This is a genomic window from Paraburkholderia sp. RL18-085-BIA-A (genome assembly GCF_046027075.1).
Classification (GTDB): Bacteria; Pseudomonadota; Gammaproteobacteria; order Burkholderiales; family Burkholderiaceae; genus Paraburkholderia.
In genome coordinates, this window is sequence record NZ_JARESU010000144.1 from 1 (window position 1) to 19,508 (window position 19,508).

Genomic DNA, 19,508 nt, shown 5'->3' on the forward strand with positions numbered 1-19,508 from the left:
TTACGCCGGCAACCAGAGTCAGTGCTATGTCCGCATCCCGTTTGCCGACGTGATCGGCAAAACGGTGCGGATGACGGACATGATGGGGCCGACGAGTCTTGATCGCGACGGCAATGAGGTCGTCTCGCGCGGTCTTTATCTGGATCTGCCGCCTTGGGGTTATCACGTATTCGAGCTGACTTCATCTTGAAGGCGCCCGTCACCAGTTCGTCAACTGCGCCTGCCGTCTGACCCGCCGGCAACCGGTTACGACTCCCTTCGTCGCTCGCCCACCCGCATTATTCGCAATTCCCGAATACCCCATTCGCCAGTTGCCCCGTACCCCCCGCGCGTACTTGCGAATATCTTTGCCCCATCGACGCCCGACATCGCAACGCCGCTCCGACGCATCACAACATCTTTATTCCAACCACGATCGAGCGCAGCGAACGGCCCCGCCACGGACATCGACAACTCCGCGCCTCCGAAACCGCGGATCGCCGCAAGTTTGCAACTCAACCAACCCAACGGCGCAGCAAGCGCCAACAAAATGTCGTCCGTCTGCACAGAGGCCCGATCGACAACGTCCTCTGCGTGCACCGGGCGGCCAATGGAGACACAGATGAAAACGAACGACTGGGACGTGGCCTACGAATGGAAGGCCGTGGTGCTGCTGGCCCTCGGCTTCGGGCTGGTGGGGCTCGACCGGTGGCTGATTGCGCCGCTCTTTCCGTCCATCATGAAAGACCTGCATCTGAACGCGCAGGACGTCGGCAACTGCATCGGCATCCTCGGGCTTTCATGGGGGATTTTCGCGGCGCTGATGGGCGGCATCTCCGACAAAATCGGCCGTCGCAAAGTACTGATCCCGGCGATCCTCGTCTTTTCTCTGCTGTCCGGCTTTTCCGGGCTCGCCGGCGGCCTCGCGAGCCTGCTCGCCGTGCGCGCGCTGATGGGCGTCGCCGAAGGCTCCTTCTGCCCGACGAGCTTCGCGGCCACTGCGGACGCGTCGCATCCCAAGCGTCGCGGCTTCAATCTCGGACTCCAGCAAAGCGGCTTCGCGCTATTCGGCCTCGCGCTCTCGCCGATCATCGCGACGCAACTGCTCAACGTGATGACGTGGCGCTGGGTGTTCGCGCTGGTGTCGATTCCCGGGCTGATTCTGGGTCTGCTGATGTTCCGCGTGATCCGCGAGCCGCAAGCCGCGCCGAAGCGAGTCGAAACGCGCTCCGAACGCGGCAACTGGCGTGACGTGCTGAAGAGCCGCAACATCCGCGTCGCGATGGTGGCGCTGTTCTGCGCAATGACCGGCGTATTCGTGCTGGGCGCCATGCTGCCGTTATATCTCACCGAATATCTGGCGCTCGATACCCAGCGCATGGGCGTCGTGGTGTCGGCGATCGGCTTCGGCGGTTTCATCGGCCAGTTCGGCTTGCCGGGACTGTCCGATCTGATCGGCCGGCGCGTGGCGGGCATCGTCGGCTTCGCGGGAACGGCGGTCATGCTGTACCTGTTTCGCGGCATCGGGGCGCAGCCGGTCGAACTGTTCGCGGTGCTGTTCGTCGCTTCGTTCTTCACGCTCGGGCTCGTGTCGCTGCTGTCGGGGCCCGTTGCGACGGAAGCCGCGCCGGCCGGCATGATTTCGACTTCGATCGGCGTCGTCGTGGGAGCGGGCGAGATCTTTGGCGGCGGCGTGGCGCCGGCGCTGGCCGGTTTTGTCGCGACGCACTTCGGGATTCAGAACATTCTCTGGCTGCCGATCTGCGCGGTCGTGCTCGGCATCGGCGTGTGCCTGTTGCTCGAAGAAACCGCGCCGGCCAGACTGCGCCGGCGAATCCACCCGGTGATCGAACTGCCGCCGAGCGAACAGCCCGAATGAAGAAGCCGGCCCAGGCGCGCTCACGCGTGCGCCTGGTCGGACGCAGCAGGCAAGCGAAGCCGGCGGCCATGTCCGCCGGCTTCGCGCATGGAGAATGATCGTGCCGGCTAGCATCGAGGGCGGCCACCCGGCCAACCAGCAACACAACTGCTCCCCTTCGCCGATCTTCGTCGCAATCATGGGTGCAATCCATCGCCATCATCCATCGGCACGCCCCACACCGGCCCGTATAAACTGGCATCCCGAACTCGCGAAGCAGGGAGCAGCATGGACCGTTTTCTGAGTATCGAAGCCTTCGTGCGGGTGGCTGAGACGAGCAGCTTCGCCGAGGCCGCGCGGCATCTGGGCGTGACGAGTTCGGTCATTACGACCCGCATCCAGCAGTTGGAGAAGTTCGTCAATGCGCCGCTCTTTCATCGCAGCACGCGGCACGTGCGCCTGTCTGAAGTGGGCGAGGCGTTCTATCGCGAATGCTCCGAAGTCGTGGGGCGCGTCAACGAACTGACCGACCAGATGCGCGAATTGCGCGCCACACCCACCGGCCGGCTGCGCATCCAGATGCTGCCGGGCTTCGCGCTCGGTCACTTTGGCGCGCCGCTCGCGGAATTTAACCGGCGCTATCCGGGCATCCAGCTCGACGTGATCGTCAACGACCGCGTGGTCGATCCGATCGAAGAGGGCTTCGATGTCGCGTTCCAGATCTTTCCGCCAATCTCGGAGTCGCTGATCGAACGGCGGCTTTTCGCGGTGCGGCGGCTCTTCTGCGCGACGCCCGCGTATATCGACGAGCATGGCGCGCCGCAGCATCCACGCGAGCTGCTGCAACACACCACGGCGCTCTATTCGGGCTATCCGTCGCGCAACCGCTGGGTGATGACGCGTGGCGATGAAGTTGTCGAGATGGAACTGCCCGGCATGATCCGCTCGAACTCAGTGCATCTGCTGCGCGACTATGCGCTGACGGGCGGCGGCGTAGTGTGTCTGCCCACGCTGGTGGCGAGCGCCGCGCTGCTGGACGGCTCGCTCGTGCCGATCCTCACCGACTACACGCTTTCGCCGCTAAGCTTCGCGGCCGTTTATCCGGCCACCCAGCGACAGGCGTTGAAAGTGAAAGCGCTGGTCGAGTTTCTGGCCGAATACCTAGGCACGGAGCCCGCGTGGGACCGGCCGCTCATCGAGCGCGGCTGGGTCAGCTAGCGCGGCGATTATTTGCAAAGCGCGAATGCTGTAATCGGTTGATTGCCGGTTGTTGTCATCCTGTCGTGGACCTAAAGTTAATCCAACGACAGCTTCCAACAACAGGAGACAGCAATGACCGAGTCGTCATTTCATACCGTCTTTGGCTCGCTCGACGGCTACCGCAAGGGCGAGATCGAAATCACTAGCGGCGATTCCCGCCACTATGTGTTCTCCAACGTATTCGAAGTCGCTTCTGTTTCCGCGCCCTATGAAAAGGTCGTGGTCGGCAAGAACCTCGAATACGTGATCGAGGCGCTGCGCACCGAAGGGCAATCGACATGGTTCGCCTGTGCGCACGATGAGTTCGTGATCCTGATGGACGGCGAGGTTCGCATCGACTTCATCAAGCTCGACACGCCGCCGAAAAGCGGTACGGGCAGCGTCGACGCGGGCTCGCAGCCGGCCGGCCGCGCAATGGGCCATGTCGTGTTGCGCCGCGGGCATCAGGCGCTGCTGCCGGCCGGCTGCGCATACCGCTTCAGCGCGCAGACAAGCGGCGTGGCGCTCCTGCAGACCATGGTCGGCGAACTCTCGGTGCAGAAGTGGGCCGACATCTGCGTGCATTGATGCGCGTCTGAATCGCGTGCCCGAGTTACGCACGCGAGTCACGCACCCGAATCGCATACCCGAAGCGATCATCCGTTCATCTTCAGGAGACAAGACATGGCGACTCTAGAAACCATCAACCACCCGGCCGGCTTTGCCGCCGACACCGTGCGCGTGAGCGAGCCCGATCCCGTGACTGGCTATCGCCGCTTCACGCTCGGCGCGTTCGAATTCCTGCGCGACGAGTACTTCGTCAAGATCAACTGGCCGGCCAAAGGCCAGACCCGCACCCACGCGGTCCCCGCCGACGCGTTCCTGCGCGCGATGATGCGCGACGTCGCATGGGGCTTTTTCTACGGCTGGGTCAACTTCGATCACGTGTTCGGCACGCGCAATCACTACGGCAAGGTCGACGTGTATGCGGGCTCGTTCAACGGCATCATGAAGGAAGCGGGCGTCGACTATATGGAGTCGTTCGAAACGCCGACGATCATGGCGACCTTCAAGGCGATCCTGCACGACTGGACCAACGAGGGCTTCGACCCGTTCGCGGCGCCGGAAGAAACCGGCACCGCGTTCGGCCGCAAGCACGGCGACAACGATGCGGCCATCGAACGCACGCGCATCGCGACGCGCCGCATGCCGGGCCTCGCAGGCGACTCGCCGCTGCGCGACGACCTGCCGGTGAACCGCGCGTTCGCCGATGTCGTGCAGGACGAGCCGGAAGTGCATGTCGAGCCCGGCTTCGAAGGCCAGTTGCATGCGTTCAATCTGTTCAAGTATCTGTCGCGCTCCGATGTGACGTGGAATCCCTCCGTCACGTCCGTCTGCGGCCAGAGCCTGTTCTGCCCGACCACCGAGGAATACATCCTGCCGGTCTTTCATGGCAACGACCGCGTCGAGTGGTTCCTGCAACTGTCCGACGAAATCGTGTGGGACATCGGCGACAAGAACACCGGCGCGCCGCGCGCACGCATCACGATGCGGGCAGGCGACATCTGCGCGATGCCGGCCGACATCCGCCACCAGGGCTATTCGACCAAGCGTTCGATGCTGCTCGTGTGGGAAAACGCCACGCCCAACCTGCCCAAGCGGTACGAAAGCGGCGAACTGAAACCGTATCCGGTCGACTTCTGAAGCGCCGCCCCCGCATTTACCGAGGACCATTCATGCAAACCCAACTGTTCATCGACGGCCGCTTCACGGACGCCGTCGAAGGCGGCACGATCGACGTGCTCAATCCGCACGACGGCTCGCTGATCACGAAGATCGCCGCCGCCACCGCCGCCGATGTCGACCACGCCGTCGCCGCCGCCACGCGTGCATTTCCGAAGTGGGCCGCGCTGCCTGCCGCCGAACGCGGCCTGCTGCTGCTGCGTCTCGCCGACGCGATCGAGGCGAACGCCGAGGAACTCGCGCAGCTCGAATCGCTCGACACCGGCCACCCGATCCGCGATTCGCGCGCGCTCGACGTGCCGCGCACGGCCGCCTGCTTCCGCTATTTCGGCGGCATGGCCGACAAGCTGCAAGGCTCGGTGATTCCCGTCGAAGCCGGCTTTCTCAACTACGTGCAGCGCGCGCCGATCGGCGTGGTCGGGCAGATCGTGCCGTGGAATTTTCCGCTGATGTTCACGAGCTGGAAGATGGGCCCGGCGCTGGCGGCCGGCAACACGGTCGTGCTCAAACCTTCGGAGATCACGCCGCTGTCGACGCTGCGCATCGTCGAGCTGATGGCCGAGGTCGGTTTTCCGGCGGGGGTCGTCAACATCGTCGCGGGCTACGGTCACACGGCCGGGCAGCGGCTCGCGGAGCATCAGGGCGTCGGCAAGATCGCGTTCACCGGTTCGACGGCGACGGGGCGGCGCATCGTTGAGGCGTCGCAGGGCAACCTCAAGCGCGTGCAACTGGAACTGGGCGGCAAGGGCGCCAACATCGTGTTCGACGACGCGAATCTCGACGCGGCCATCAACGGCGCCGCGTGGGCGATCTTTCACAACCAGGGCCAGGCGTGCATTGCCGGGTCGCGCCTGATCCTGCACGAGCGCATCGCCGATGCGTTCCTCGAACGTTTCGTTTCGCTGGCCGCGTCGATCCGCGTCGGCAATCCGCTCGATCCGGACACCGAGATGGGGCCGCTCACGTCGCAGCAGCATCAGGAACGCGTGCTGGCTTTCGTCGACGTGGCGCGCGGCCAGGGCGGGCGTGTGCTGACCGGTGGCACGGCACCGCAAGACGCGTCGCTCGCGAACGGCTACTACGTGCGGCCCACGGTGGTCGAAGCCGCGGGCCCGAACGACCGCGTCGCGCAGGAGGAGGTGTTCGGCCCGTTCGTGACGGTGCTGCGTTTTCGCACCGACGATGAAGCGCTGGCGATCGCCAACGGCACCATGTACGGACTTGGCAGTGGCCTGTGGACACGCGACCTGTCGCGCGCGCATCGCATCGCCGGACAGATCGACGCGGGCATGTGCTGGATCAATTGCTACAAGCGCGTCAATCCGGGCAGCCCGTTCGGCGGCGTGGGGCAGTCGGGCTATGGGCGGGAGATGGGCTTCGAGGCGATGCACGACTATACGGAAGCCCGTTCGGTGTGGGTCAACGTCGACGGCCAGGTGCCGCCGCATTTCAGGCGCTGAGGCCCACATGGAGCGCTTCGTTTTTCAGGGGACGCCGTCGCGCGTGGTGTTCGCGTGGGGCGCGCTGGCGACGTTGCCGGCGGAAGTCGAGCGGCTCGGAGCCCGGCGCGCGCTGATTCTCGCGACGGCCGAGCAGCGGCCGTTGGCCGACGAGGTGGCGCGCGTGCTGGGCGCGCGCGCGGCGGGTGTGCATGCGCAGGCCGTGATGCACGTGCCGGTGGAAGTGGCGCGCGCCGCGCGCGACGCCGCATTGGCGCTCGACGCCGACTGCTGCGTGGCCGTGGGCGGCGGCTCGACCGTGGGTCTCGGCAAGGCGATCGCGCTCGAATCGTCGCTGCCGATCATCGCCGTCCCCACGACCTACGCGGGCTCCGAGATGACGCCGATCTACGGCTTGACTGAAGGCCGCCTGAAGCGCACCGGGCGCGATGCGCGCGTGCTGCCGCGCACGGTGATCTACGATCCGTCGCTGACGCTTTCGCTGCCGGCGGCCATTTCGGCGGCGTCGGGCGTGAACGCCATGGCGCATGCGGTGGAAGCGCTGTATGCCGAGGACGCCAACCCCGTCATCAGCCTGATGGCCGAGGAATCGATCCGCGCGCTGGGCGACGCGCTGCCGGTCGTCGTGCGCACACCCGACGACGCGCCGATGCGCAGCCGCGCGCTGTACGGCGCGTGGCTCGCCGGCACCTGTCTGGGCGCGGTGGGCATGGCGCTGCACCACAAGCTCTGTCACACGCTGGGCGGCACGTTCAACCTGCCGCACGCGCAAACGCACGCGGCGATGCTGCCGCATACCGCGCACTACAACCACGCCGCCGCACCCGAGGCGCTCGCGCGCGCGGCGCGCGCGCTCGGCGGCAAGGACGCGGCCGACGCCGGTCCGCTGTTGTTCGAATTGAACCACGCGCTCGGCATTCCGGCGGCGCTCGCGCAGCTCGGCATGCCGGAACAAGGACTCGACGAAGCGGCGGATCTCGCGTGCCAGAATCCGTATGCGAATCCGCGTGCGGTTGAGCGCGACGCGATCCGCGCGTTGCTGCAGCGCGCGTGGCAAGGGGCGGCGCCGGCCTGAGCGCCGCCGCGAATAACATTGGAGGAAGACATGTCGACCAACGACAAAGCGGCCGAGCGAGCATTGACGGAGCACGTGGTGGCGAGCTTCGCCGCCACGCCCGACGAACGGTTGCGCGCGCTGATGCAAAGCCTCGTGCGGCACCTGCACGCGTTCGTGAGCGAGGTCGAGCCGACCGAGGCGGAATGGATGGCGGCGATCCGCTTCCTGACCGAGACCGGCAAGATGTGCGACGACCTCGTGCGCCAGGAGTTCATCCTGCTGTCGGACACGCTCGGCGTCTCGATGCTCGTCGACGCGATCAATCACCGTTACGCGACGGGCGCGACCGACACCACCGTGTTCGGGCCGTTCTACATTCGCGGGATGCCCGAGCGGGCGTATGGCGAAAGCATCGCGTTCAGCCCCGGCACGCCGGCGCTCGTGCACGGCCGCGTGCTGTCCACGGACGGCACGCCGATCGAAGGCGCGGTGCTCGACGTGTGGCAGACCGCCGAAAACGGCATGTACTCCGGGCAGGACACCGCGCAGCCGCACGGCAACCTGCGCGGGCGTTTCCGTAGCGACGCCGAAGGCCGCTACGCGATTTCCACGATCGTCCCGGTGAGCTATCCGATTCCGACCGACGGCCCGGTCGGCCGCATGCTCGACGCGACGGGGCGGCATCCGTGGCGCCCCGCGCATCTGCATTTCATGATCGACGCGCCGCGGCACCGCAAGCTCGTCACGCATCTGTTCGACGAGGCCGATCCGTATCTGAAGTCGGACGCGGTATTCGGCGTCAAGCCCTCGCTGATGGTCGCCTATCGCGAACGCGCGGCGGACCACGAGCTGGCGCGCAGATTCGGCTTTGACGGGCCGTTTCGCGAGGCGCGCTACGACTTCGTACTCGACCTCGACCGGAGCTGAAGGCGATGGGACGTTACTTCGCGGTTTTCGCCACCGACAAACCCGGCATGCGTGAAGTGCGCGAACGGGTCCGTCCGGTTCATCGGAGTTGGCTGCGCAGCGCCGCGCATCGCGGCGTGCTGGTGCGGCTCGGCGGTCCGACGCTCGCGCCGCAATGCGATGCGATGAACGGAACCTTGCTGGTCGTCGAGGCGGAGGGCATCGACGAGGTCATGGACTTCGTGAGTCGCGATCCGTACATGCAGGCGGGACTGTTCGACCGGGTCGAGATTCGCCCGTGGGACTGGAGCCTGGGCAACCCCGAGCGGAGAGTCTGAGCGATGAACCGGATGCAGCTGTGTCCTCTTGCCGATGTTCCGGACGGTGGCGCGCGGGTCGTCGACGTCGCGCACGCTGACGCGCCGGTCATCGTCGTGCGGCGGGGCGCACGGGTGTGGGCTTACGCGAACCGGTGTCCGCATTTTTCGGTGCCCCTCGACTTCGAGCCAGGCGAGGTCTGCTGCTACCGGGCCCAGGTGCTGATGTGCGCGCATCACAGCGCACTGTTTCGCTTCGAGGACGGACATTGCATCGAGGGGCCGTGCGCTGGCGCGAATCTGGATGCGATGAAGGTCGAGGTCGATGCGAATGCATGGGTTGTCCTCGTGCGGTAAGCCGTCGACCCACCGTCGAGTCGTCGCGATTGCCGGTGCTCGATCCATGCGGGCTTGCTATGCTGTCGTTCGCACTATCCGGTGTTTCGCCAAAGCCGGTAGCTGCTGACTGCCCGCTCATCAAGCCGGATCGGATCGAGGATCGCCGCATGAACATGGAACAACTGCTGGAGCGCGCGGGTGTCGCGCGAGAAAAGGCCTATGCGCCGTACTCGAACTTCAAGGTCGGCGCCGCCCTGCTAACCCATGACGGCCACGTATTCGACGGCTGCAACGTCGAAAATGCCGCGTATGGCTTGTGCAATTGCGCGGAACGCACCGCATTTTTCAGCGCGATTGCGGCGGGGTATCGGCGCGATCAGTTCGCGGCGCTCGCCGTGATCGGCGATACGGACGGCCCGATCGCACCGTGCGGCGCGTGCCGCCAGGTGATCCTCGAACTCGGCGGCCCCGGCTTGCCGATTCGCCTCGGCAACCTTCGCGGCGCGACACGCGACACCACCGCGCGTGATCAACTGCCGGACGCGTTCTACCTATGACTACAAGCAAGCACAAGGTCATCTACGATACCGACCCGGGCGTCGACGATGCGATGGCGCTGGTCTTTCAGGCGCTGCATCCGGACATCGAGCTGCTCGGTCTGACGAGCGTGTTCGGCAACGCGACGATCGAAACCACGACTCGCAACGCGCGCTATCTGGCGGGGCGTTTCGCGGTTGACGTGCCGGTCGCGCGGGGCGCGGCAGCGCCGCTCGAACGCGCCGCGCCCGAACCGCTCGCGCAGATTCATGGCGACAACGGCCTCGGCAACATGGTGCTCGCTGTGGCTGACGAGGCGGTCGAAGAAACGCCGCTCGACGTGCGCCCCGCGCACCGGTTCATCATCGACACGGTGCGCGCGCATCCCGGCGAAGTCACGCTGCTCGCCGTCGGTCCGCTCACCAACCTCGCGTTGGCGCTCGCCGACGATCCGCAGATCGCGTCGCTCGTCAAACAGGTGGTGATCATGGGCGGCGCGTTCGGCACGGGCGGTGTGCCCGGCAACGTGACGCCCGCGGCGGAAGCCAACATGCTGGGCGACCCCGATGCGGCCGACCACGTGCTCGGCGCGGCGTGGCCGGTGGCGATCGTCGGTCTCGACGTCACGCAGCCCACCATCATGAGCCGCGACTACCTCGCGTCGCTGCGCGATCGCGGTGGCGCGGCGGGCCAGTTCGTGTGGGACGTGTCGCGCCACTACGAGGCGTTTCATCAAGAAAGCGCGCAACTGCAGGGCATCTACGTGCACGATTCGTCGGCGGTCGCGTACCTGCTGGCGCCGCATCTTTATACGACGCGCAGCGGTCCCGTGCGTGTGTTGACGGACGGCATCGCGGTGGGCCAGACGATCCAGAAGCCTTCGGCGTTTCCCGTGCCCGCGCCGCACTGGGATCAGCGCCCCGACTGCAAGGTGTGTGTCGGCGTGGATATGGAAGGCATGCTGGCGCTCTATGAACGCACCATCTGCGGCACGCTCGGCTCGAATTGACGAACGGGTCTTGAAAGGCCGGAGCCGGGCGCGGACATGAAAGGCGCAGAGAGGTCGCGAAGCATTGCAGCCTGACGCGATTGCGCCGACTGCCGCGCTCGCGCCAATTGAAGCTGCGCTCGAGCCAGCCCGATCCGCCACGCTGCATCGCAGCACAGCCTGTTCCGGCGCACGCGTCCAATGCCGATCGCCATTCTTTGCTACATTCTGCACACGCACTGCGTACGCGGCCCCGCAACTCTTCGCTGCGGCGCGCGGCGCGCGTGACTGAAATTCATCAAGAGGCCAAAGATGCGAATTCTGGTAGTAGGGGCGGGTGCGGTCGGTGGTTACTTCGGCGGGCGTCTCGCGGCGGCGGGTCAGGACGTGACCTTCCTCGTGCGCGCGGGCCGGGCCGAAAAGCTCGAGCGCGAGGGGCTCGTCATCAGCAGCCCGCGCGGCGACCTGAAGCTGCTCGAGGTCAAGACGATTCTCGCGGGCGTGAACGCCGAGCCGTTCGATCTGGTGCTGCTCAGCTGCAAAGCCTACAGTCTCGACGACGCCATCGACTCCTTTGCGCCGCTGGTCGGCGAATCGACGCTGATCCTGCCGATGCTCAACGGCATGCGCCACATCGACGTGCTCACCGCGAAGTTCGGGGCGTCGCGCGTGCTGGGCGGCCAATGCGTGATCGCCGCGACGCTCAACGCCGCACAGCACATCGTGCATCTGAACGACATGCATGCGATCACCTTCGGCGAGCTGGCGGGCGGCACGTCGGAGCGTGTCCAGGCCATTGCGGACGCGATGGCCGACGCGAGTTTCGATGTGTCTGTCAGCGACAACATCCTGCTGCGCATGTGGGAGAAATGGGTTTTCCTGGCCACGCTGGCAGCGAGCACGTGCTTGATGCGTGGTTCGGTCGGCGATATTCTGGCTGCGCCCGACGGCAAACGCGTGATCGAGAATCTGCTGGGCGAGTGCCGCGCGGTGGCCGAGCACAACGGCTTCACGATGGGCTCGGACTTCGACGCGCGCGCCACGCAGACGCTTTTCACGCCCACGCCGCTCACCGCGTCGATGCTGCGCGACATGGAAAATCACGCGCATACCGAGGCGGATCACATTCTCGGCGATCTGATCTCGCGCGGCGGCGACGCGCAAAAGGGCGAGCACGGTCTGTCGCTGCTGCGCATCGCCCACAGTCATCTGAAGACTTATGAAGCACGGCAGACCCGCACGTCCTGAGTGAGCGATTGCCGGGGCCGGCGCGGGGACGGAGAGGATGGAGAAGGACCGCCATCGCAGTCTAACGATCGGAGGTGAAGCATGCCCGCTCCAACCGGCTCGGTACCCGCGCTCAGTGCCGCTTCGGCGACGATCTTCTCGATCGGTATCGTCTTTCTCGGCTACTGGGGGCTGTATGAGCCGACGAAGTGGCGCGTCGCTGACATCGTCGTTTTCGTCGCCGCGCTGACCGGCTTTGCCTGCCTCGGGCTCGTGCCGTGGATGGCGACGAGCCCAGTCGAGCCGGAAACCAGCGATGCCCGGATTCGTATCGCGCGGCATCTATTTCTCACAGGCGTGATCGCGATCTGGTTCGCGGTGGCGACCTCGGTGATTTTCTAGGTTGATGTTTGAGCGAGCCGCGGCCCCGCGGCAAGCGAGCCGACGTGCAGGATTCCTGACGTAGCGCAGGCCGGACGCCTCTCGCTTTCGCCAGGCTTGCGCGCGTCTGTCACGACACGCTCCTTATCATCGATATCCGCTCCGCTCGCGGCGGACAACGGTAAACTCACGTCCAGCACTGGTGTTTCCGAAAAACCATTTCCCGGATATCCGAAGTAGCCACCCGAATGGACATTCATATCGCGGTCGAAGGACGTCACGATCTGTCCGGACAGATATATCGGCAATTGCGCGCGGGCATTCTTGAAGGACGTCTCGCGGGCGGCACGCGTTTGCCGTCCACGCGCGATCTCGCGACGCAACTGGGTGTGTCGCGCAAGACCACGCTCGATGTCTTCGAACGCCTGCTTTCCGAGGGCTATCTGAGCGCGCGCGCCGGTTCGGGGACCTTCGTCGCCGATGGTCTGGAACGCCTGCCGATGGAACGCTCCGCGCATGCGCGGGCCGCCGGGTTGTCGCGCGAACGGACCAAGGCCAAAGCGGCCGCCGCGCGCGCCCAGCCGCTGTGGGAGCAGATGCCCGAGAGCTTGCCTCTGCCGCGTCCTTCGGTGCCGTCGCCGCACGATTTCGTCGGCGGCGCGACCGACAAGGCGCTGTTTCCGTTCGACGTCTGGCGCCGTTGCGTGAATCACGCGCTGCGCGCGCAGGCGCGCGGACCGGGCACGTATCGCGACGCGGCCGGCGAGCAGGAGCTGCGCCTCGCGATCTCGCGCTACCTCGCGTTCAACCGCGCGGTATCGAGCAATTGGGAAGACGTGATCGTGACGCAAGGCGCGCAGCACGCGCTCGATCTGATGGCACGCATCACCTTGCGGCCAGGCGAAGTCGCCGCGCTCGAAGACCCCGGCTATCCGCCCGCGCATGCATGCTTCACGGCCACCGGCGCGCGCGTCGTGCCGGTGCCGGTGGACCGCGAAGGGCTGATTGTCGGCAAGCTGCCGGACAAGGCGCGGCTCGTCTACGTGACGCCGTCGCATCAGTTTCCGCTCGGCATGCCGATGAGTCTCGAACGCCGCGTCGAACTGCTCGAATGGGCGCAAAAGCGCGGCGCGGTGATCATCGAGGACGACTACGACTGCGAGTACCGCTTCGAAGGCCGGCCGATGGAACCGCTAAAAAGCCTCGATCGCGCGGGACTCGTCGCCTACGTGGGCACCTTTTCGAAGACGATCTTCCCGGAGCTGCGGGTCGGCTATGTGGTGCCGCCGGCGTCGCTCTACGGGCCGCTCTTCAAGGCGCGCCAGATCGCCGACTGGCATGGCTGCACGCTCACGCAAACCGCGCTGGCGTCCTTCATGCTCAACGGCGACTTCGCCAAGCATCTGCGGCGCATGCATAAGATCTACGCGGCGCGGCGCGCGGTGCTGCTCGACCATCTGCGCGGAGATCTCGCGCGCTGGTTCGAGCCGATCGTGCCGACCGCGGGCATCCATATGGCTGCGCGTCTGCGCGCGCCGTTGACCGAGCAGGCGGTGGTGAGCGCGGCGCGCGAAGCGTCGATCGGGCTGTATGGACTCGCGCCGTTTCATCGGCGGGTGCAGCCGCAGCCTGGGCTGATGTTCGGCTACGGCAGCATCGCGGTCGAACACATCGACGCGGCGCTCACGACGCTAGCGGGCATTCTGCCGCGCCTCGCGCGATGACGGCTGGCGTCGATTCGTCGGAAGCGGGCGCGGCGGCCGTGTTTTTCCGCTGCGTGAGCATGAACGGCGCCGGGTTGACCAACGCGCTCGTCACGAGCGCGAGACACTCGCCGCAGCCGTCGCCGTCACTCTCGCGCGACTCGTTCGCCATGCGTCCGTCAACGAAAAGTGCCTGTATTCATGCATCGAAACGAACTGTAACGTGCGTTACGTGTTGGTGTTGCCGACCTCGTCCACACAGGTTTACCCGCTAAAACAAGCATCAAAATGTGTTGCGGAGTCTGCGCCGCGCAACAAACCTTCGACCTGATACATAAAAGAGTCGCGCAAATCGCGTTGGCGCTTGTAGAATCCGGCGTTGAAGCGTGCACATGTCGTGTGCGCTTCGAGCAATTCACTGACCACAACAGGTAGGAGAAACATGCCGACTTCCGCAAAAAAGGTGGCCAAGAAGGCTGCTGCCCCGGTACCGACCAAGAAGGTTGCTGCAAAGAAAGTTCCTGCGAAGAAAGCCGTCGCAGCTAAGAAGGTCGCCGTGAAGGCGTCCAGCGCACCGTCGCCGATCAAGGACACCTTCACGAAGGCCTCGTTGGCTGCTCACGTCGCTGAACGCGCCGCTGTTGAACCGAAGACCGCCAAGGCCGTGCTGGCCGCGCTCGAAGACACGATCCTCGGCGCTGTGCACAAGAAGGGCGCTGGCGAATTCACGCTGTCGGGTCTGCTGAAGATCGTCGTGCAAGCTGTGCCGGCGAAGAAGAAGCGCTTCGGCAAAGACCCGTTCTCGGGCGAAGAGCGCTGGTTCCCGGCCAAGCCGGCTAGCGTGCGCATCAAGGCACGTCCGCTGAAGAAGCTGAAAGACGCTGCAGCAGGCTGATCGCGCATCACGCGTCGCCACGGTGCGCTCAACGAAGTGCTGAACGCAGTGTTTGACCATGGTTGACGTTTGAGCGGGTCCGCAGTGCAAGTTGTCCGAATCCCCGTGGGTGTGAATCCACGGGGATTTTTTTTCGCGCTCGCGCGTTGAGAAGCCCGCGTGCGTGCATCGCGGTGCCGCGCATGCACCGTACTAGCGCATCGTGGGCCGCCGCAGTACGATGACAACGCAGCCATGCGGTCCGGGATACGCGGTTAGCGTGCATGCAACGTGTTTCGCGCACCAAAAGCTCAATGGCATAGCGTTTGCTTGATTGAGGTCGAACACCGAATGCGCAGCGCATTCGCCTTCTATCCGACAACAAGAGCGGGGCGTGACATGCGATGCTATGACGAGATGCGTCATCATGACGATGCCGTGCGGCCACACTATGCTCGTTTCGAGCGATGGCTGGTCAAGCAGGGCAACGAGGCGATCGCACGCAAGCGTGCTGAAGCCGACCTGCTGTTTCGCCGGGTCGGCATCACCTTCGCGGTGAACGGCGATCTGTCCGGCACCGAGCGGCTGATTCCTTTCGACCTGATCCCGCGCATTATTCCGCGCGGCGAATGGCAGACGCTCGAAGCCGGTTTGCGCCAGCGGGTGCAGGCGCTCAATCTGTTCATCCACGACGTCTATCACGACCGCGACATCGTACGCGCGGGCATCGTGCCGGCCGAACAGGTTTATACCAATGCGCAGTACCGGCCGGAGATGCAGGGCGTGAATGTGCCGCTCGGTGTTTACGCGCATATTGCTGGTGTCGATGTGGTGCGCGCCGGCGACGCAGGCGAGTTCTACGTGCTCGAAGACAACCTGCGCGTGCCGTCGGGCGTCTCCTATATGCTGGAAAACCGCAAGATGATGATGCGGCTTTTCCCCGAGCTGTTCGTGCAAAACCGCATCGCGCCGGTCGCGCACTATCCCGATCTGCTGCTCGATACGCTGCGCTCGGTCGCGCCCGAAGGCGTCGACGATCCGGTCGTGGTGGTACTCACGCCTGGTATGTACAACTCCGCGTATTTCGAGCACACGTTCCTCGCGCAGCAGATGGGCGTGGAGCTGGTGGAAGGCAAGGACCTGTTCGTCGACGACAACTATGTGTTCATGCGCACCACGCAGGGGCCGAAGCGGGTAGACGTGATCTACCGTCGTGTCGATGACGACTTTCTCGATCCGCTCGCCTTCCGCAACGACTCGGCGCTCGGCGTGCCGGGTTTGCTGACCGCGTATCGCGCCGGGCGCGTGGCGCTCGCGAACGCGATGGGCACCGGCATCGCCGACGACAAATCGATCTACCCGTACGTCCCGGACATGATCGAGTTTTACCTCGGCGAAAAGCCGATTCTCAACAACGTGCCGACGTTCCAGTGCCGCAAGCCCGACGACCTCGCCTACACGCTCGCGCATCTGCCGGAGCTGGTGGTCAAGGAAGTGCATGGCGCGGGCGGTTACGGGATGCTGGTCGGACCGGCGTCGACGCAAGCCGAAATCGAAGCGTTCCGCGAACGTCTGATCGCGCGGCCGGCCGGCTATATCGCGCAGCCCACGCTCGCGCTGTCCGCGTGTCCGACCTTCGTCGAAGCGGGCATCGCCCCGCGCCATATCGATCTGCGTCCGTTCGTGCTGTCGGGCAAGACCGTCACGATGGTGGCCGGCGGCCTCACGCGCGTCGCGTTGCAGGAGGGTTCGCTGGTCGTCAACTCGTCGCAGGGAGGCGGCACCAAAGATACCTGGATGGTCGACTGACGCAGTCGCTGGTGCGCTCGCCGGGACGCTCATCGAGCGCTCAGGCCAGCGCGTTCGCAACCCAGCGCGCCGCGGCGGCATGCAGTACGCCGCCGGCGCAAACGGATAACCGGCGCGGGCCTTTCACTTCGACGCAAGCCCCGCGTCATCAGATACGGAACGCCGTCATGCTAAGCCGCACCGCCGATCACCTTTTCTGGATGGCCCGCTACATGGAGCGCGCGGAGAACACCGCCCGCATGCTCGACATCAACCTGAAGGCGCTACTGTTGCCGCAGACGCCCGAACAGGAGGCGCGCGCGCAACGCTCGGTGCTGCGCATTTCCGAACTCGAATCGGCGTTCGCGCAGCGCTACGACGAACCGACCCGCGAACACGTGCTCGATTTCATGGTGGCGGACGCGAACAATCCGTCGAGCATCCATTCGTGTTTGCAGGCGGCGCGCGAAAACGCCCGCGCCGTGCGCGGCACGCTGACCACCGAATGGTGGGAGACCATCAACGACACGTGGCTCGAATTCAACGAGCGCGTTTCGTCAGGCCAGGCCGCGAACAATCCGGGTGCGCTGTTCGAATGGGTGAAGTTCCGCTCGCATCTGTCGCGCGGCGTGACGATCGGCACCGCGCTGCAGGACGACGCGTTCTTTTTCACGCAGCTCGGCACCTACCTCGAACGCGCCGACAACACCGCGCGGATTCTCGACGTGCGCTTCGCGGATGCCGAACCGAATTCGCGCGATGCCGCGCGCCAGCTCGAAGACTTCTATTACTGGACTTCGATCCTGAGTTCGGTGTCGGCGCTCGAAATCTACCGCAAGGTGTATCGCGACGTCGTCACGCCGGCGCGCGTGGTCGAGCTGATGATCCTGAATCAGCAGATGCCGCGCTCGCTTCTTGCATCGCTCGAAGGCGTGTGCGCGAATCTGGCGATGCTGCGCACTTCGGGCTCGAACCAGTGCGAACGCTTTGCCGGCAAGCTGCGCGCTGAGCTTGTCTATTCCGACATCCGGCAGATTTTCGAAGCCGGGTTGCACGCCTATCTGACACAGTTCCTGGCTCGCGTGTTCGAGCTGGGCAATCTGGTCGCGCGGACCTATCTGATGCTGCCAGTCGCCTGACGGAGTTCTTTTATGTACCTGACGATCCGCCACGACACGTCCTATCGCTACGAAGCGACGGTCCATTATTCGATCCAGCAATTGCGTCTGACGCCCGCGAGCGGCGCGTCGCAGGTAGTGCGACGCTGGAGCATCGACGCGCCCGGCAAGCTCGACGCGACCTTCGATGCGTACGGCAACATTCTGCATACGCTGGTCATCAACAAGCCACATAACGAGATCCGTCTGCATGTGGCCGGCGAGGTGGACACGATCCCTCTCGTCGACGGTTTGCTGCGCGATGCGGTCGGCCCGATTCCGCTCGAGCATTTCACCTGCTCGACGCGCTTGACCGAGGCCGATGCGGCGATCCGCGAACTGGCCGAGTCGGTCCCGAGCCTCGCGAGTTCGGCCAATCTGATCACGCTGTCCGAGCAGATCGTGCAGCGCGTCAGGTACAACCCGGGCGTCACCGAAGTCACCAGCACGGCCGCGCAGGCGCTCGCGCTGGGCAACGGCGTCTGCCAGGACCATGCGCATCTGATGCTGGCGTGCTGCCGCTTACGCGGCATTCCGGCGCGCTATGTGAGCGGCTATATCGAGCCCGGCGATGTCCCGAACGGCGCAAGCCATGCGTGGGTCGACGTGTGGCTCGACGGCAAGGGCTGGATTTCGATCGACGTCACGCACGCCGCGTTTGCCAGCGAGATCTACTGCCGGCTCGCCGTCGCGCGCGACTATGAAGCCGCCGCGCCGGTGCGTGGAAGGCGTATAGGCGGGCTCGAAGAGCAACTGAAGGTGTCGGTGACGGTCAGCGCGCAATTGCCGCAGTAGAAAGGCCGCAGCGCGCTTCGTGGACCTCGCGCGGGACGGCTCTCTCGTCACGCTTCGCGAAGCGCGCATTCCTTCAGAGTGGGCCCGCAAAGACCGTAATACAGAAAAGGCGCGGAACAGGCACGCAACACAAAGCGCGGAGCAATAGCCCGCAAAAGCCCGTGCGCGCCGCATTACAATAGCGCCGTACAGTTGCTTTTCGCGGGTACCTTATGACCTACTGCGTAGCGATGGCCGTCGATGACGGACTCGTGTTCCTGTCGGACACGCGCACCAATGCGGGCGTCGATCACATCAGCACCGCGCGCAAAATGTCGGTGTTCGAACAGCCGGGCGAGCGCATGCTCGTATTGCTGGGCGCCGGCAATCTGTCGCTTACACAAGCGGTGCTGCACGAGTTGTCCGAGCCGACCGACGCCGCGTTGCCCACGCTCTGGAGCGCCCCCACGATGGCCGATGCGGCACGCGTGGTCGGCCGCGCAGTGCGCAGCGTGCATCAGCGCGAGGCGCCGGCGTTGCAGGAATTCGGCGTCGACTTCAATTGCAGCTTCATTCTCGGCGGGCAGATCGCGGGCAACCGGACGCGTCTGTTCATGATCTACTCGGCGGGCAACTTCATCGAAGCGTCGGCGGTGAACCCTTATTTCCAGATCGGCGAGGCGAAGTACGGCAAGCCGATCATCGACCGCGTGCTGACGCCGTGCACGCCACTCGACGAAGCCGCCAAGTGCGCGCTGATCTCGATGGATTCGACGCTGCGCTCGAACCTGTCGGTGGGCTTGCCGCTCGATCTGCTGGTCTACGAGAAGGACGCGTTGCGCGTCACGCGTTTCGTGTCGATCGATCGCGACAACGCGTACTTCGAAATGATCCACAGCACGTGGGGCGAGCAGTTGCGCCAGGTGTTCGGCGCGATTCCCGATCCGGACTGGCAGGACGCATCCAACGTGCCCTCGTTGCAGCGCGAGCGGGCGCTGGTGCTGCATCGCGCGCCGGTGGGCGCCGACGGCATCGAGCATGAACTCGATGCAAAGCCCGCGCAGACGCTGGCGCAGGCGGACAAGGGGAAGGTGCAGCGGCGCTAGGGTGGCTGTTCTCCGATATGAGGGCCGCGGGCCCAAACCGGGGAGGGTTTGGGCGCGGGCCGTTTTTTTTTGGCC

20 protein-coding genes and 1 pseudogene are annotated in these 19,508 nt (G+C 65.2%); 20 read left to right on the top strand and 1 reads right to left on the bottom strand.

The genetic code is table 11. From position 1 onward, the window contains the following. The 15 genes and pseudogenes from P0D89_RS43600 to pdxR all read left to right on the top strand — a co-directional run. Positions 1-190 (top strand): annotated as a pseudogene (locus tag P0D89_RS43600) (alpha-amylase family glycosyl hydrolase); the annotation flags it as partial. Positions 191-601: 411 nt separating this feature from the next. Next, positions 602-1,858, top strand: a complete 1,257-nt coding sequence (locus P0D89_RS43605; RefSeq protein WP_408366579.1) for an MFS transporter — start codon at positions 602-604, stop codon at positions 1,856-1,858. A 267-nt stretch (positions 1,859-2,125) separates the two neighbouring features. Beyond that, positions 2,126-3,055, top strand: a complete 930-nt coding sequence (locus P0D89_RS43610; RefSeq protein ID WP_408366581.1) for a LysR family transcriptional regulator — start codon at positions 2,126-2,128, stop codon at positions 3,053-3,055. Positions 3,056-3,169: 114 nt separating this feature from the next. Beyond that, positions 3,170-3,664: a cupin domain-containing protein gene (locus P0D89_RS43615; RefSeq protein ID WP_408366583.1), complete on the top strand. Its 495-nt coding sequence runs from the start codon at positions 3,170-3,172 to the stop codon at positions 3,662-3,664. A 96-nt stretch (positions 3,665-3,760) separates the two neighbouring features. Next, on the top strand, positions 3,761-4,780 hold the full coding sequence (locus P0D89_RS43620; protein ID WP_408366585.1) for a hydroxyquinol 1,2-dioxygenase: 1,020 nt from the start codon (positions 3,761-3,763) through the stop codon (positions 4,778-4,780). Positions 4,781-4,812: 32 nt separating this feature from the next. Beyond that, positions 4,813-6,279 carry an aldehyde dehydrogenase family protein gene (locus P0D89_RS43625; RefSeq protein ID WP_408366587.1) on the top strand — a complete coding sequence of 489 codons (1,467 nt, stop codon included), beginning with the start codon at positions 4,813-4,815 and terminating at the stop codon, positions 6,277-6,279. Positions 6,280-6,286: 7 nt separating this feature from the next. Beyond that, positions 6,287-7,354 (top strand): maleylacetate reductase, encoded by a 1,068-nt coding sequence (locus P0D89_RS43630; protein ID WP_408366589.1) that lies wholly within the window; start codon positions 6,287-6,289, stop codon positions 7,352-7,354. Between the two features lie 30 nt (positions 7,355-7,384). Next, a complete protein-coding gene (locus P0D89_RS43635) occupies positions 7,385-8,263 on the top strand; it encodes an intradiol ring-cleavage dioxygenase (RefSeq protein ID WP_408366591.1) in 879 nt (292 codons plus the stop codon). A 5-nt stretch (positions 8,264-8,268) separates the two neighbouring features. Continuing rightward, on the top strand, positions 8,269-8,580 hold the full coding sequence (locus P0D89_RS43640; protein ID WP_408366593.1) for a YciI family protein: 312 nt from the start codon (positions 8,269-8,271) through the stop codon (positions 8,578-8,580). A 3-nt stretch (positions 8,581-8,583) separates the two neighbouring features. Next, positions 8,584-8,916: a Rieske (2Fe-2S) protein gene (locus tag P0D89_RS43645; protein ID WP_408366595.1), complete on the top strand. Its 333-nt coding sequence runs from the start codon at positions 8,584-8,586 to the stop codon at positions 8,914-8,916. A 59-nt stretch (positions 8,917-8,975) separates the two neighbouring features. Continuing rightward, positions 8,976-9,455 carry a cytidine deaminase gene (locus tag P0D89_RS43650; RefSeq protein ID WP_408366597.1) on the top strand — a complete coding sequence of 160 codons (480 nt, stop codon included), beginning with the start codon at positions 8,976-8,978 and terminating at the stop codon, positions 9,453-9,455. Then, positions 9,452-10,444: a nucleoside hydrolase gene (locus P0D89_RS43655; protein ID WP_408366599.1), complete on the top strand. Its 993-nt coding sequence runs from the start codon at positions 9,452-9,454 to the stop codon at positions 10,442-10,444. The genes P0D89_RS43650 and P0D89_RS43655 overlap by 4 nt, the downstream gene beginning before the upstream one ends. Before the next feature lie 291 nt (positions 10,445-10,735). Then, complete coding sequence (panE, locus tag P0D89_RS43660) at positions 10,736-11,671, top strand: 2-dehydropantoate 2-reductase (protein WP_408366601.1); 936 nt, start codon at positions 10,736-10,738, stop codon at positions 11,669-11,671. An 81-nt stretch (positions 11,672-11,752) separates the two neighbouring features. Further along, positions 11,753-12,052 (top strand): hypothetical protein, encoded by a 300-nt coding sequence (locus P0D89_RS43665; RefSeq protein WP_408366603.1) that lies wholly within the window; start codon positions 11,753-11,755, stop codon positions 12,050-12,052. A 227-nt stretch (positions 12,053-12,279) separates the two neighbouring features. After that, complete coding sequence (pdxR, locus tag P0D89_RS43670) at positions 12,280-13,755, top strand: MocR-like pyridoxine biosynthesis transcription factor PdxR (RefSeq protein WP_408366605.1); 1,476 nt, start codon at positions 12,280-12,282, stop codon at positions 13,753-13,755. Positions 13,756-13,998: 243 nt separating this feature from the next. Here pdxR and P0D89_RS43675 read toward each other — a convergent pair whose 3' ends face one another. Continuing rightward, on the bottom strand, positions 13,999-14,178 hold the full coding sequence (locus tag P0D89_RS43675) for a hypothetical protein (RefSeq protein WP_408366607.1): 180 nt from the start codon (positions 14,176-14,178) through the stop codon (positions 13,999-14,001). Between P0D89_RS43675 and P0D89_RS43680 the strand changes: the two genes are divergently transcribed. The 5 genes from P0D89_RS43680 to P0D89_RS43700 all read left to right on the top strand — a co-directional run bounded on the left by P0D89_RS43680 (position 14,177) and on the right by P0D89_RS43700 (position 19,433). Then, positions 14,177-14,629: an HU family DNA-binding protein gene (locus P0D89_RS43680; protein WP_007177969.1), complete on the top strand. Its 453-nt coding sequence runs from the start codon at positions 14,177-14,179 to the stop codon at positions 14,627-14,629. The genes P0D89_RS43675 and P0D89_RS43680 overlap by 2 nt on opposite strands. A 378-nt stretch (positions 14,630-15,007) precedes the next feature. Continuing rightward, positions 15,008-16,417 (top strand): circularly permuted type 2 ATP-grasp protein, encoded by a 1,410-nt coding sequence (locus tag P0D89_RS43685; protein ID WP_408366609.1) that lies wholly within the window; start codon positions 15,008-15,010, stop codon positions 16,415-16,417. A gap of 167 nt (positions 16,418-16,584) precedes the next feature. Beyond that, on the top strand, positions 16,585-17,535 hold the full coding sequence (locus tag P0D89_RS43690) for an alpha-E domain-containing protein (protein WP_408366611.1): 951 nt from the start codon (positions 16,585-16,587) through the stop codon (positions 17,533-17,535). Positions 17,536-17,547: 12 nt separating this feature from the next. Continuing rightward, positions 17,548-18,348 carry a transglutaminase family protein gene (locus tag P0D89_RS43695; protein WP_408366613.1) on the top strand — a complete coding sequence of 267 codons (801 nt, stop codon included), beginning with the start codon at positions 17,548-17,550 and terminating at the stop codon, positions 18,346-18,348. A gap of 212 nt (positions 18,349-18,560) precedes the next feature. Further along, positions 18,561-19,433, top strand: coding sequence for a proteasome-type protease (locus P0D89_RS43700; protein WP_408366615.1), 873 nt, complete (start codon positions 18,561-18,563; stop codon positions 19,431-19,433). Positions 19,434-19,508: the final 75 nt, after the last annotated feature.

Excerpts from the sequence above, each read along its gene's own strand:
- P0D89_RS43605 (WP_408366579.1), top strand. The coding sequence starts at position 602 with ATGAAAACGAACGACTGGGACGTGGCCTACGAATGGAAGGCCGTGGTG.
- P0D89_RS43610 (WP_408366581.1), top strand. The coding sequence starts at position 2,126 with ATGGACCGTTTTCTGAGTATCGAAGCCTTCGTGCGGGTGGCTGAGACG.
- P0D89_RS43615 (WP_408366583.1), top strand. The coding sequence starts at position 3,170 with ATGACCGAGTCGTCATTTCATACCGTCTTTGGCTCGCTCGACGGCTAC.
- P0D89_RS43620 (WP_408366585.1), top strand. The coding sequence starts at position 3,761 with ATGGCGACTCTAGAAACCATCAACCACCCGGCCGGCTTTGCCGCCGAC.
- P0D89_RS43625 (WP_408366587.1), top strand. The coding sequence starts at position 4,813 with ATGCAAACCCAACTGTTCATCGACGGCCGCTTCACGGACGCCGTCGAA.
- P0D89_RS43630 (WP_408366589.1), top strand. The coding sequence starts at position 6,287 with ATGGAGCGCTTCGTTTTTCAGGGGACGCCGTCGCGCGTGGTGTTCGCG.
- P0D89_RS43635 (WP_408366591.1), top strand. The coding sequence starts at position 7,385 with ATGTCGACCAACGACAAAGCGGCCGAGCGAGCATTGACGGAGCACGTG.
- P0D89_RS43640 (WP_408366593.1), top strand. The coding sequence starts at position 8,269 with ATGGGACGTTACTTCGCGGTTTTCGCCACCGACAAACCCGGCATGCGT.
- P0D89_RS43645 (WP_408366595.1), top strand. The coding sequence starts at position 8,584 with ATGAACCGGATGCAGCTGTGTCCTCTTGCCGATGTTCCGGACGGTGGC.
- P0D89_RS43650 (WP_408366597.1), top strand. The coding sequence starts at position 8,976 with ATGCTGTCGTTCGCACTATCCGGTGTTTCGCCAAAGCCGGTAGCTGCT.
- P0D89_RS43655 (WP_408366599.1), top strand. The coding sequence starts at position 9,452 with ATGACTACAAGCAAGCACAAGGTCATCTACGATACCGACCCGGGCGTC.
- panE (WP_408366601.1), top strand. The coding sequence starts at position 10,736 with ATGCGAATTCTGGTAGTAGGGGCGGGTGCGGTCGGTGGTTACTTCGGC.
- P0D89_RS43665 (WP_408366603.1), top strand. The coding sequence starts at position 11,753 with ATGCCCGCTCCAACCGGCTCGGTACCCGCGCTCAGTGCCGCTTCGGCG.
- pdxR (WP_408366605.1), top strand. The coding sequence starts at position 12,280 with ATGGACATTCATATCGCGGTCGAAGGACGTCACGATCTGTCCGGACAG.
- P0D89_RS43680 (WP_007177969.1), top strand. The coding sequence starts at position 14,177 with ATGCCGACTTCCGCAAAAAAGGTGGCCAAGAAGGCTGCTGCCCCGGTA.
- P0D89_RS43675 (WP_408366607.1), bottom strand. The coding sequence starts at position 14,178 with ATGTTTCTCCTACCTGTTGTGGTCAGTGAATTGCTCGAAGCGCACACG.
- P0D89_RS43685 (WP_408366609.1), top strand. The coding sequence starts at position 15,008 with ATGCGATGCTATGACGAGATGCGTCATCATGACGATGCCGTGCGGCCA.
- P0D89_RS43690 (WP_408366611.1), top strand. The coding sequence starts at position 16,585 with ATGCTAAGCCGCACCGCCGATCACCTTTTCTGGATGGCCCGCTACATG.
- P0D89_RS43695 (WP_408366613.1), top strand. The coding sequence starts at position 17,548 with ATGTACCTGACGATCCGCCACGACACGTCCTATCGCTACGAAGCGACG.
- P0D89_RS43700 (WP_408366615.1), top strand. The coding sequence starts at position 18,561 with ATGACCTACTGCGTAGCGATGGCCGTCGATGACGGACTCGTGTTCCTG.